A 12,420-nucleotide genomic window follows, 5' to 3' on the forward strand; every position below is an offset into this window, starting at 1 on the left:
TGCCCAGATAGTACCCAAGCGCTCATTACTTCATTACGCTTTGGCGGTTTCTGCATACATGTCATCGTCTGGCAGTAGTTCATCGTCAAGATCAATGATCTCTTCGCTGCCGTCAAATTCCATAACAGGTGTCGTCGACATGGCTTTTTTCGCCGCATTGGCACGGCCTTCGGACATGTCTTCTTCTGGCAGTTTGAAGCCTGCAACCGAGTTACGTAGATCCAAGGCCATTTCGGCGAGGTTACCAATCGATTGTGCGGTCGCTGAAGTACCAGCAGACGTTTGGGTGGTAATTTCTTGAATTACATTCATCGTATTGGAGATGTGACCGGCCGATGAAGCTTGCTGACGTGCAGCATTCGAAATGTTCTGGATCAATTCCGCCAAGCTGCTCGATACGTTTTCAATTTCTTCCAGTGCCACACCCGCATCTTGTGCGAGGCGTGCACCGCGCACCACTTCAGAGGTGGTTTGTTCCATCGAAATTACCGCTTCGTTGGTATCGTTCTGAATCGTTTTAACCAGCGCCTCAATCTGCTTGGTTGCTGCAGCGGAACGTTCCGCAAGGCGCTGTACCTCATCCGCTACCACCGCAAAGCCTCGGCCTGCGTCACCGGCCATAGATGCCTGAATTGCCGCGTTAAGTGCGAGAATGTTGGTTTGGTCAGCAATGTCGTTAATCAAACTTACGATATCACCAATCTCTTGTGACGATTCGCCGAGGCGTTTAATACGCTTAGAAGTATCTTGAATCTGTTCGCGAATGGTATCCATCCCGTGGATAGTGTTCTGTACCACTTTGGCGCCGTTACCCGCGATAGATACCGCTCGCTCTGCTACCGCTGCTGATTCGGCGGCGTTGGCAGATACTTGGTCAATGGTGACCGCCATTTCATTTACTGCCGCCGATGCACCGGCAATTTCTTGCGCCTGATGTTCAGATGCTTCAGCGAGATGCAATGCTGTTTGCTGGGTTTCCTGCGCTGCGGCAGATACGTTTACTGCCGTTTCGTTGATTCGCGCTACCAGAATACGCAGCTGGTCAATGGTGAAGTTAATCGAGTCAGCGATCGCACCGGTAAAGTCTTCGGTTACGGTTGCGGTAGTGGTCAAGTCACCGTCTGCAAGGTCGGCGAGTTCGTCGAGGAGACGCAAAATCGCGGTTTGGTTACGCTCGTTGGTGTCGGTAGTTTCGTCCGCACGTTTACGGGCGTTGCGGTACATGGTGAAGCCTATGTAGAAAAGTGCGATAACGAAGATGGCTGCAAACAACACAGTAATCTTATTGTTAATGGGGCGGCTTTCACCTTGAGTGGCGATTTTATCGGTAATTGTAGCCAGAGCTTGTAATAACTGTGGGCTGTCATTCAGCAGTGCGTCACTCGCCTGACGAGCGCGGGTTAGTGTTGTTGAACCTTCATACATCTCTTGAATTGATTTATTAACACCATCAAATAATTGGGTAATTTGGCTTAAGCTGGCGCGCGCTTGGGGGTCAGATACACGGGTAATACGCAAGCCTACATCGCCGTCTTTCATGGCTGCGAGTACACGCGAGTAGAAAATTGCATCGCGGTTAAATTGTTCTGCTGCATCGCTGGCATCCGCATCGCCACGTAGCATCTTGTCCACGTTACGTCCGATACGCTCCGCGCGCCATGTCAGTAGCTGAGCTTGAGTTGCTTGATCTGCAGGTGCATTTGATTCTAATAAAATATCGACAATATTATTGTGCTCGGTTTGCAAGCTTGGCAGGTTGTCGTTCAGCGTTTTCCCGACGTTGTTGAGCGATACAATGGTGTCCTTGTTAGTTGCAATTGCTTGAGCGTTGTTTTGCACGCGCTTCCAAATTGCACTAAAAGCATCAAACTCGGTGTTCAGTGCTGCACGAGTGCTTTCATCACTGGCGCGGAGCATGTCCCAGGTTGCGCTCATGCTCTTAACTACACCGGTTAAGTCAGCAAATGCCTGCTCATTGCCCGAGGTGGCATCGCGCGAAAGTGAGGTCAAGCGATAAGCTTGAGCGCGCAGGTCACCGACATTTTGCAAGTAGCGCTGGTCATTCGCAGCATCTTTATTGATTACATAAAGGCTGAAAAATACGGCGGCTAAAGACAAAATCAGCAAGACATAGGCAATACTGAGCCCAGGGCTTGCTTTAAGTGTCGCTATTTTTGAATTAGTTTTCATCTACGCACTCCTAACCAAATTTTGGTTTTATTTCTTTTTTGTCCGTTGCGCTTCTGTGGCAGAAGACACAGCGAGCATTAATGGTATTTCTAGGTGTAAAGCATTTTTTAGGATTTTGCTGCATTGGTAAAGCGTGGGTCGTCCGCTAACAAGGCTGGTCGAAATAGTGTCCAGTGCTCATTACCCTGCGGATAGCTCCCAGTAACAAAAGGTAAAATTGTGGATGCCACAGCTGTTCCAGCTTTGGCGGTGTACTCATCCATGGGGAAATGTTGCATGCCAAAAACTTGATCGACAATGAGGCCGGTGTAGAGCGTTTCGGTTTCAAGGATCAATACGCGCCGGTGTTTGCGCGAGCCGACGAGACGCTCACCAAAGAACATCGCCAAATCAAAGAGTGGGAGCAGGCGTCCACGGACATTGGCGACACCTTTTACCCAAGGTTGTACCCCGGGTAAATGAGTATGGTTAGGAACTTCCAGCATCTCCGATACTTCGCCAATGGGTGCAACAAAATAGCTCCCCATCAGCGAAAAGCCAATGCCGCTCCACAGTGGGCGAATATCAGCTTGTGCAGGCAAGCCGTGCGCAGCGGCACGACTACGTTGTGCCAGGGAGAGAAGAGCCTGAAATGCGGCCTGTGGTTCTGACATAACACTTCCATAACTGTCGGTGACCTTCAACACGCCGGGTTTTATGATCATTGCCGAATCGTTGAGGGCTAACTGGATGTAGGTACTCGTTATTATTTGTTGTGGCCTGTGTTGCGCGCTGCGCTGACCAGAACTTTAGTTTAAAACTTCTGCCATAGCAGACATGAGCACATCCTGAGTGATGGGCTTAGCTAAATAGGCTCGAGCACCTTGACGCATACCCCAAACGCGATCGGTTTGTTGATCCTTCGTGGTCACAATAATTACGGGTATATGAGCGGTTTCTGGCAATTTAGATAGTTGACGTGTTGCCTGAAAACCATTGAGGCCAGGCATAACAACATCCATCAATACTAAGTCAGGCAGCTCTTGTTGTGCCATAGCTACACCTGCTTCACCGTTGTCAGCCGTAAAAACGACATGGCCATTTTTTTCAAGCATGGTGGTGAGCTTGTAGGTTTCGGTGGGTGAATCGTCAATAATCAAAACTCTGGCCATATGTACTCCAAAAAGCAAAAATGATATTTACACCAAATAGATGTATCTACAAATATGATTAGCAGTCCTTTGGGGGGTATTTCGAATGCTAAGACGCTTTAAGATGCTTCACATGAGCTTCTATAGCGCCCAATAGTTCACTTTTACTGAATGGTTTGGTGAGATATTGGTCGGAGCCTACAATGCGCCCCTTAGCCTTGTCGAAAAGCCCATCTTTACTGGATAACATTATGACCGGCGTGCTTTTAAATTCACTGTTGTTTTTAATCAGTGCGCAGGTTTGATAGCCGTCGAGACGCGGCATCATAATATCCACAAAAATAATATCGGGACGGGTGTCAGCAATTTTTGCCAAGGCATCGAAGCCATCGGTAGCAGTAATTACCATACATCCTGCCTTTTTTAGCAGTGTTTCAGCCGTGCGACGGATGGTCTTACTGTCATCGATGACCATCACCTTTAGGCTTTCATAAGTTACTTCCATACTCTGACCTTGCCTTTGTTATTGCCCTAGTTGCCAGATATACGCGTGAGACTGGGTACAGCGTCCCGGGTGTATGTCTAAATGATGGCTGCCCACATGCGCAAAAACACCATCTTTTACTGGCTAAACTTTTAACATAGTTTTTAAGCTTTCGCCATAACTAGTTGAATATATGAGTAATCCATCAGATTTGAGCGCACTATAAAACAACTGAAGCGGTCGCTGTGGTCCTTGCTTTAATGTACTTGAGCCATTAACTTTAGTCTGCCTTGCCGAGCTCGGCAACTTTCTTTGAATTCTAGGCTGTGACTTTTCCTATGGCATTATCTATCGGCGTTGTGATGGACCCTATTGCGGACATCAAATATTACAAAGATACCACCCTAGCACTGCTACTGGCTGCGCAAGATCGCGGTTGGGATTTGTACTATATGGAGCAGGGAGATTTATACCTTTTGCAAGATGAGGCGCGCGCCAATGTGCGCACCTTGTTTGTGGCTGACAATGCTGAAAGTTGGTATGAATTGGGTTTGCGCGAAGATAAAAAGCTCGCTGATCTAGACGTTATTCTCATGCGCAAAGACCCGCCGTTTGATAATGAATATATCTACAGCACCTATATTTTGGAGGCTGCGCAGCGTCAAGGTGCTCTGGTTGTGAATGATCCACGCAGCCTGCGCGACTGCAACGAAAAAATCTTTGCAACCCAGTTTCCCCAGTGTTGTCCACCGGTATTGGTCAGCCGCGATATGCAACGCTTGCGCGAGTTTCACGCCGGTCATGGCGATGTTATTTTTAAGCCCTTGGATGGCATGGGCGGTAGCCGGATCTTTCGCTGTCGTCACGATGATCCCAATGTGGGCGTGATTTTAGAGACACTGACTGAGTTCGGTGGTCAGCTCATCATGGCGCAGCGCTATATTCCTGAAATCACCAATGGTGACAAACGTATTTTGGTTGTCGATGGTGAGCCTATTCCCTATTGTCTAGCACGCATCCCCGCACAGGGTGAAACGCGCGGCAATTTGGCGGCAGGGGGCAGAGGTGTGGCACAGCCGCTTACGGATCGAGACTATTGGATCGTGGCGCAGGTCGCACCTACCTTAAAAGCTAAGGGTTTAATGTTTGTGGGTTTGGATGTTATAGGTGATTTTTTGACCGAAATTAATGTCACCAGCCCCACCTGCGCGCGCGAGCTGGACAAAGCTTACAACACCGGAATTGGATCACGGCTAATGGATGCTATAGAGCGTAAATTAGCGGCCCACGCTGCCGGATCAGTTTAATCTGCGATGAATCAAGCCGTCATACACCAAGAAGACATCGTCATTGCACCGGTAGATACCGGTGATCGGTTGAGCTTTACCCTCTTTGTTGCCATTGCACTGCATGCGATGGTGATTTTGGGTATCAATTTCAAATTGCCCTCCCATAGCAATACCTCGCAAACGATTGAAGTCACTCTGGCGACGCACAAGGCTGCACGCGCGCCGGAGCAAGCCGACTTTCTAGCGCAACATAATCAAGAAGCGAGCGGCACTATCGATGAGGCCAAGCAACTCACCACGGAAAAACAGGCCGAGTTTGCAGATACGCAGGTAAGGGATGTGAATCCCTTACCGCAGCAGCAAGCCGCGCGGGAACTGCAGCAGCAAGAGTTAAATTTGTTGACGACTCGCGCTCAGAGCGACAACCAAGTACAGATCAAGCTTAATCCCGACCCCTTCGATGCGCGGGAGAAAATAGAAGGCCAGGAGCAGAGTGAAACACTCCTCTCGGCGGAGATTGCGAGCCTACAAGCTAAGCTCGATAAGCAGCGGCAGGAATATGCCAAGCGACCGCGAATCCGCACCTTGACCTCAGTCTCTACCCAAGCGTCATTTGATGCGAAATATCTCAGTGATTGGAGTTCTAAAGTTGAGCAAGTAGGAACACGCAATTATCCCAAGGAGGCCATGAGTCGGCGTATCGTCGGAAATTTAAGGCTATCGGTGGTGATCAACCCTGATGGCACGATTTTTGAAATCAAAGTTCTGCAATCATCCGGTCAGCGCTTGCTCGATGATGCTGCGCGGCAAATTGTGCGTTTGGCCGCGCCTTATGCGAGCTTTCCGCCCGAAATACGCCAGCACGCCGATCGCTTACAGATTATCCGTACATGGAAATTTGAAATTACGGGCAAAAATACGTCTATTACCACCTCAGCAGATTAACTTGCTTAGAATTTTTTAATTCGCTGCTTGTTTTACGCCGCTTAAGCCTCATACTCAAAACATGAATGAAAAAATATCTGTCACCACCCGTTATGATGAACTGAGCCCTGGCAGCCTCTGCGATCATTTTTTGATTGCTATGCCGGGTTTAAATGATTCATCGTTTGCCCACACCGTCACCTATATCTGCGAGCACAGTGATAAGGGCGCTATGGGAGTGGTTATTAATAATGCTACGCCTATGCTGTTGCGCGAAATTTTCCAACAAATGGATTTAGACGATCATTCTACCCTGGGTGATCAAGTTGTTATGGCCGGCGGGCCGGTGCAACAAGAGCGCGGGTTTGTATTGCACAGCAGTGAAAGCAAGTGGCATTCAACCTTGGAAATATCTGCCGATATAAGCCTGACGGCGTCGCGCGATATTATTGCGGCCATGGCTGAGGGGCTAGGCCCTAAGCAAAGCCTCATTACCCTCGGTTATGCCGGTTGGGGAGAGGGGCAATTAGAGGCGGAAATTGCAGCCAACTCTTGGCTTACGGTTCCGGCTAATAGCCACATTATTTTTGATACCCCTCTAGAGGAGCGCTGGACTGCTGCTGCTCAAGCGTTGGGTATTGATGTGAATTTAATTTCCAGCACGGCAGGCCACGCCTAGCACTTATTAGCTGATATTTTATGTCAGCGTTAATCCGCTTTCATGCTGCGTTCTCAGCGGCATTTCCTTCACTAGAATGTTTTTTTATGATCAAAACACTCCTTGCCTTTGACTATGGCACCAAAAATATTGGTGTAGCCAGTGGACAAATGATTACGCGTTCTGCCAATACTTTACCTTCACTAAAAGCGAAGGATGGTATTCCCGATTGGGTGCAGGTTGAAAAGGTTTTGAAAGAATGGGCACCGGATCTTGTGCTCGTCGGCTTGCCACTAAATATGGATGACAGCGAAAGCGAGTTGAGTGCGCGGGCACGTAAATTTGCCAATCGTCTTCATGGTCGTTTTGGCGTTCAGGTAGAAATGGTAGATGAACGCTTGACCAGTTTTGAGGCCAAAGGCGAAGTGATGGAGCGCGGCGGTTCGCGCGACTATAAAAACAATCCGGTTGATTCTATCGCGGCGCGTTTAATTTTAGAGGGTTGGATGGAGAATAAAGGGGCGGAAAATATAATCTAGCAAATGTGACCTAGCAAAGACTATTTAGAAAAGTATAGATCAATGAAAGATTTATTTAATAAAAAAATAAGCTAAGTTGTTTTGCGTGCAATGATGGGCGTGGAGCGATCTTGTTGCCAGAGAATGCCAAATTCTATGCAGTCTTGATTTAAGACTTCAATGCTCGTAAAACCTGCATTAATTAAATATTGTTGCAAAGACTTCAGTGAAAAAATACGCATTTCTAATGTTAACCCTTGCCCTCCATGAAAGATCAAATTTTTATACTCTTCCTTCTCTCCCTTTTCGGTGGTGTTGTATAAATTACTTACTCCATTGTTAGTCATGATATTGAATTTATACAAATTAGGATAATGTTCGCACTCTTCATCATCGTTAGTGCAGGGGACGGTGATCACACAAATACCCCCGGGCTTGAGCATGGAATAGATGTTGTCGAAGGCTTTTTGTATAGGTTGAATGACATGCTCTAGTACGTCAGAAATGACGATAAAATCAAGAGAGTTTGTGTAGACTTCATTGCTTATAGTGACATCGAGATAGGGTTTTTTGTGATAAAAGGTATTTTGATAATCAAATGTATGGGCCAAGGGTAGCGCATAAGTTGGCGCATCACTTATTCCAACCCCTCGCTTACTTTTATCAACTTTTAATCGAGGTAGTACGTCTTGAGTTTGGTAAAGACCAAACGTTAAGGCACTAATTATTGAACGGTAGCGCATGGTCGACCCACACGCATAACACGAGCTTAGCTCTCGTGCTATGGCTGCTTTTGGGGCTAGATTATGACCGCCACAAATATTACACGTAAAACGCAATGTGCCTTCTTTATTCTCGGCTATGCGTTTTTCAAATTCTAACTTTAGACGTGTTAATTGATATTTATGTTTTAGCTGTCTCAATAGTTGGTGCATCGATTAATACATCTTCCCGCGATTTGTATGTTCATCCCCTTGAATTGACAGGCCATCAGTTGCACTTGAAAGATAGCCTGCATCGCTTTCTGACGCTAGCTTGATCATCAATCGCAAGTCATTGGGCGAATCCGCGTGGAGCAGTGCATCCTCGTAGGTGATCTCGCCATTATCATAGAGCACATAGAGCGCCTGATCGAAGGTTTGCATGCCGAGTTCTGTGGAGCGCTTCATCAATTCTTTGAGTTCACTCACTTCGCCTTTGCGAATTAAATCTTGTGCCAGCGGCGTGTTGATCATGATTTCTAAACAAGCGCGACGACCATTGCCATCGGGTGTAGGAATTAGTTGCTGTGCGACAATAGCTTTTAAATTGAGCGATAAATCCATCCATAATTGGCGGTGACGATCAGCGGGGAAGAAGTGAATGATGCGGTCGAGCGCTTGGTTGGCGTTGTTGGCGTGGAGTGTGCACAAACACAAGTGCCCCGTTTCCGCAAAGGCGATGGCATGGTCCATGGTTTCGCGCGAGCGCACCTCGCCAATGAGAATAACGTCTGGCGCTTGGCGCAGAGTATTTTTAAGTGCAACTTCGAAAGATTCGGTATCTATGCCGACTTCGCGCTGAGTAATAATACAGCCCTGATGTTGATGAATGAATTCGATGGGATCTTCAATCGAAATGATGTGGCCTTTGCTGTTGATATTGCGGTGGCCGATCATAGCGGCGAGCGAGGTAGATTTACCGGTGCCGGTTGCGCCCACAAAAATAATAAGGCCGCGCTTGGTCATGGCCAAATCCTTAATGATTTGGGGTAGTGCTAGTTCATCAACAGATGGGATTTTTGTTTCAATGCGGCGCATCACCATGCCGGCGAGGTTGCGCTGATAAAAAGCACTGGCACGAAAGCGGCCAATACCGCGCGCACTGACCGCAAAGTTAAGTTCTTTTTTCTCGAGAAATTCAGCGCGTTGTTTTTCGTTCATTACGCTTACCACCAACTCGCGCGCTTTTTCCGGCGCGAGTGGGGTTGCGGTTACCGGCACGACTTTTCCGTGGACTTTGATCGAGGGGGGGACACCGGCAGTAATAAATAAGTCAGATGCACCTTTTTCAACCATCAGAGACAATAAGCGATCAAATTCCATGGAGTGGCCTATAGCAAGTATTAAGTGTGTTAAAAGCGCGAAGCTTATAAAAGATTCGCCGCGATAAAGTTTTCTTAGAAGTTTTCGGGGAACTTGGCTTTTGCTTTGGCTGAATCGCGGCTAATAATTCGACGCGCTACTAAATCGGCTAAGCACTGATCAATTGTTTGCATGCCCAGTGACGCACCGGTTTGAATGGCCGAGTACATCTGCGCGACCTTATCTTCGCGGATTAGGTTACGAATTGCTGAGGTGCCGCGCATAATTTCGTGTGCTGCTACGCGGCCGCCGCCATTTTTCTTCATCAGTGTTTGCGATACAACCGCTTGCAGTGACTCTGATAGCATTGAGCGCACCATAGATTTTTCATTGGCGGGGAATACGTCCACAATCCGGTCGATGGTTTTAGCCGCAGAGGTAGTATGCAGTGTGCCGAATACCAAGTGGCCCGTTTCCGCGGCAGTGAGCGCTAGGCGGATTGTTTCAAGGTCACGCATCTCGCCTACGAGAATAATATCCGGGTCTTCCCGCAGTGCCGAGCGCAGCGCTTCACTAAAGCCGTGGGTATCGCGATGTACTTCCCGCTGGTTAATGAGGCATTTTTTCGATTCGTGCACGAATTCGATCGGGTCTTCAATCGTGAGTACGTGTTCGTATTTGTTGTCGTTGATGTAGTCAATCATGGCGGCAAGGGTGGTGGATTTACCCGAACCCGTTGGCCCAGTTACCAAGACCAATCCACGCGGTACCGAGCAGATATCGCGAAACACGTTGCCCATGCCCAGCTCTTCCATGGTGAGTACCTTGGAGGGAATGGTACGAAACACGGCGCCAGCACCGCGGTTCTGGTTAAAGGCGTTAACCCGGAAGCGTGCTACGCCGGGTACTTCAAATGAAAAGTCGGTTTCTAAAAATTCTTCGTAGTCCTTGCGCTGCCTGTCATTCATAATGTCGTAGATGAGGCCATGCACTTGTTTGTGTTCCATGGGCGGCAAATTAATGCGGCGCACATCGCCATCAACACGAATCATAGGCGGTAGGCCCGCCGAAAGGTGCAAGTCAGACGCGCCTTGTTTAGCACTGAAGGCGAGGAGTTCGGTAATATCCATTAGAGCTACCTGTATTGGGCGCAGATTCAAGGCTGCTTTTTATCGTTTCCCGCGTGCGCAGCACGGGGACCTTTGATCACGTTAACCTGCGACTGGCTAAGCTGGCGCACATCAAGCAGAGTAACCGATTTTTGAATGAGACAATGCACAAGATAGACGACAACCTAGCGAAAGTCACCGCGCGTATCGCACAAGCCACTCAGGCTGCAGGCCGCAGTTTGAGCAGCGTGCAGCTTATTGCCGTCAGCAAAACACAAGCGCCAGCTGCATTGCAAGCGGCCTATACCAGCGGCCAGCGGCGCTTTGGCGAGAACTATTTACAAGAAGCACTCGATAAGCAGGCACAGCTTGGTCATTTAAGCGATATTGAATGGCATTTTATCGGGCCTATACAGTCCAATAAAACCCGTGCTATTGCTGAAAATTTTGACTGGGTTCACAGTATCGATAGAGCTAAAATCGCTCAACGCCTTAACGACCAGCGTCCAGCGCAGCTGCCAAGGTTGCAAGTGTGCATACAGTTGAATATAGACGAAGAAGACACCAAGTCTGGTGTTAATCTGCAGGACTTACCTGTTTTAGCCCAAGCGATCCAACAAATGCCGCGCTTAAACCTACGCGGGCTTATGGCTATTCCCGCGGCTACTCAGGACTCAGCCCAGCAGCGCCGTGCCTTTGCGCAGGTGCGCGCTGCCGCCGAGCAGTTGCAGGCCGAGGGCATTGAGCTGGATTGCCTCTCTATGGGCATGTCCGGCGATTTGGAAGCGGCTATCGCCGAAGGTGCCACCATGGTGCGGGTGGGCAGTGATATATTTGGTGCGAGACGGTAATGTACGGATTTCCTTTAGATATCAGTTTGAACGTATTAGTTGGCGATTATATTGCGCAACTTTGCTTTGGAATAGGCGACGTACAGATTCAGTTTGGAGGTGGCAGTTGCATATGCGTTCAAAGTGAAGTTGATATTTATCATAACGGTGTTTTGATTGCTAATTGGACTCAGGAGACTCTTTGGTCGAGTTTGGGATTTCAAAAAATATACAATAAAGACGTAATCTTTGCCGTTGTAAAAACTGCTCAGGTTCTTGAAATTGGTCTAGACGGTGGTTTTTCATTTTTTATATTTGATAGCAGTGACAGTTATGAGTCAGCTCAAATTTACTTATCGGACAACACAGAAGTGATTATTTAGGAATTAATATGCTGACGTCACCAAAAATCGCCTTTATTGGCGCTGGCAATATGGCTAAGGCCATTATTGGCGGACTTATAGCCCAAGGCTTTCGCCCCGAAGACATAAGCGCGAGCGGGCCGCGTATGGAGACACTCGCTGCAGTCGCAGCGGAATATGGCATAGCCGTAAGCACGGATAACGCGGCTGCGGCGGCCGCGGCGGATGTGGTGGTGTTAGCGGTTAAACCGCAAATGCTGAAAGAAGTCGCGCTGGGATTAAAAGATGCACTTGCCCATAAGCCACTGCTCATCTCAGTTGCGGCGGGTATTACCACCGCCAGCATTGGCAGTTGGTTAGGGGCAGAGCAGGCCATAGTGCGCGTTATGCCTAATACACCGTCCCAGTTGCGCCAAGGTGCCAGCGGCCTATTTGCCAATGCTCATGTCAGCAGTGCGCAACACACTGCGGCGAACACTATTCTCGCTGCGGTGGGAATAGTGGAATGGCTGGAGCATGAAACGCAGCTCAATGCTGTCACCGCAGTCTCTGGTTCTGGCCCTGCCTACTTCTTTTTAATGATGGAGGCGATGATCGAGGCGGGCGAACAGTTGGGCTTGAGCCGCGCGAGTGCGACCGAACTTACCTTGCAAACTGCGCTCGGTGCCGCCATGCTCGCCAAAAACAGCGAGTGTGATGTGGCAGAGCTGCGCCGCCGCGTGACATCGCCAAAGGGCACCACCGAGCAGGCTATAGCCTCGTTTGAAGCGGATGATATTCGCGCTGTCTATGCGCGAGCCATGACCGCCTGTGCAAACCGCGCGGTAGAATTGTCGGAAATATTGGGTAAATAATTTTAAGCT

The 12,420-nt window shown here is 48.6% G+C and carries 14 protein-coding genes; 7 read left to right on the forward strand and 7 right to left on the reverse strand.

Annotation, left to right across the window (positions count from 1 at the left end):
* Positions 1-33: 33 nt before the first annotated feature.
* The 4 genes from AC0KUT_RS00625 to pilG all read right to left on the reverse strand — a co-directional run bounded on the left by AC0KUT_RS00625 (position 34) and on the right by pilG (position 3,825).
* Positions 34-2,190 (reverse strand): methyl-accepting chemotaxis protein, encoded by a 2,157-nt coding sequence (locus AC0KUT_RS00625; RefSeq protein WP_488832680.1) that lies wholly within the window; start codon positions 2,188-2,190, stop codon positions 34-36.
* Positions 2,191-2,297: 107 nt separating this feature from the next.
* Complete coding sequence (locus AC0KUT_RS00630) at positions 2,298-2,843, reverse strand: chemotaxis protein CheW (protein WP_488832682.1); 546 nt, start codon at positions 2,841-2,843, stop codon at positions 2,298-2,300.
* 135 nt (positions 2,844-2,978) lie between these two features.
* Complete coding sequence (gene pilH, locus AC0KUT_RS00635) at positions 2,979-3,341, reverse strand: twitching motility response regulator PilH (RefSeq protein WP_488832684.1); 363 nt, start codon at positions 3,339-3,341, stop codon at positions 2,979-2,981.
* 88 nt (positions 3,342-3,429) lie between these two features.
* Positions 3,430-3,825, reverse strand: a complete 396-nt coding sequence (gene pilG / locus AC0KUT_RS00640; protein WP_394984849.1) for a twitching motility response regulator PilG — start codon at positions 3,823-3,825, stop codon at positions 3,430-3,432.
* Positions 3,826-4,142: 317 nt separating this feature from the next.
* Between pilG and gshB the strand changes: the two genes are divergently transcribed.
* From gshB to ruvX, 4 genes are all read left to right on the forward strand, one after another.
* Positions 4,143-5,111, forward strand: a complete 969-nt coding sequence (gshB, locus tag AC0KUT_RS00645) for a glutathione synthase (protein ID WP_488832686.1) — start codon at positions 4,143-4,145, stop codon at positions 5,109-5,111.
* Positions 5,112-5,117: 6 nt separating this feature from the next.
* The gene (locus AC0KUT_RS00650; protein WP_488832688.1) at positions 5,118-6,038 is read left to right on the forward strand and encodes a TonB family protein; all 921 of its coding nucleotides are present in this window, start codon (positions 5,118-5,120) and stop codon (positions 6,036-6,038) included.
* Positions 6,039-6,099: 61 nt separating this feature from the next.
* Positions 6,100-6,696 (forward strand): YqgE/AlgH family protein, encoded by a 597-nt coding sequence (locus AC0KUT_RS00655; protein WP_488832690.1) that lies wholly within the window; start codon positions 6,100-6,102, stop codon positions 6,694-6,696.
* Between the two features lie 86 nt (positions 6,697-6,782).
* Positions 6,783-7,214 carry a Holliday junction resolvase RuvX gene (gene ruvX / locus AC0KUT_RS00660; RefSeq protein WP_488832691.1) on the forward strand — a complete coding sequence of 144 codons (432 nt, stop codon included), beginning with the start codon at positions 6,783-6,785 and terminating at the stop codon, positions 7,212-7,214.
* 71 nt (positions 7,215-7,285) lie between these two features.
* Here ruvX and AC0KUT_RS00665 read toward each other — a convergent pair whose 3' ends face one another.
* The 3 genes from AC0KUT_RS00665 to AC0KUT_RS00675 form a co-directional block, all read right to left on the reverse strand.
* A complete protein-coding gene (locus AC0KUT_RS00665; protein WP_488832693.1) occupies positions 7,286-7,936 on the reverse strand; it encodes a class I SAM-dependent methyltransferase in 651 nt (216 codons plus the stop codon).
* Positions 7,937-8,131: 195 nt separating this feature from the next.
* The gene (locus AC0KUT_RS00670; protein WP_488832695.1) at positions 8,132-9,277 is read right to left on the reverse strand and encodes a PilT/PilU family type 4a pilus ATPase; all 1,146 of its coding nucleotides are present in this window, start codon (positions 9,275-9,277) and stop codon (positions 8,132-8,134) included.
* A 74-nt stretch (positions 9,278-9,351) separates the two neighbouring features.
* A complete protein-coding gene (locus tag AC0KUT_RS00675) occupies positions 9,352-10,386 on the reverse strand; it encodes a type IV pilus twitching motility protein PilT (protein WP_488832697.1) in 1,035 nt (344 codons plus the stop codon).
* Between the two features lie 143 nt (positions 10,387-10,529).
* Between AC0KUT_RS00675 and AC0KUT_RS00680 the strand changes: the two genes are divergently transcribed.
* Genes AC0KUT_RS00680 through proC form a run of 3 tightly spaced genes read left to right on the forward strand, consistent with a single transcriptional unit; the run spans position 10,530 to position 12,411 of the window.
* The gene (locus tag AC0KUT_RS00680; RefSeq protein ID WP_488832699.1) at positions 10,530-11,216 is read left to right on the forward strand and encodes a YggS family pyridoxal phosphate-dependent enzyme; all 687 of its coding nucleotides are present in this window, start codon (positions 10,530-10,532) and stop codon (positions 11,214-11,216) included.
* A complete protein-coding gene (locus tag AC0KUT_RS00685) occupies positions 11,216-11,578 on the forward strand; it encodes a hypothetical protein (protein WP_488832701.1) in 363 nt (120 codons plus the stop codon). The genes AC0KUT_RS00680 and AC0KUT_RS00685 overlap by 1 nt, the downstream gene beginning before the upstream one ends.
* Before the next feature lie 8 nt (positions 11,579-11,586).
* Entirely contained in the window at positions 11,587-12,411 is an 825-nt protein-coding gene (gene proC, locus AC0KUT_RS00690) for a pyrroline-5-carboxylate reductase (RefSeq protein ID WP_488832702.1), read from the forward strand.
* The last annotated feature ends 9 nt before the right edge of the window (positions 12,412-12,420 follow it).

The sequence above is a fragment of the Cellvibrio sp. 25HG11W-0 genome, from assembly GCF_057815475.1.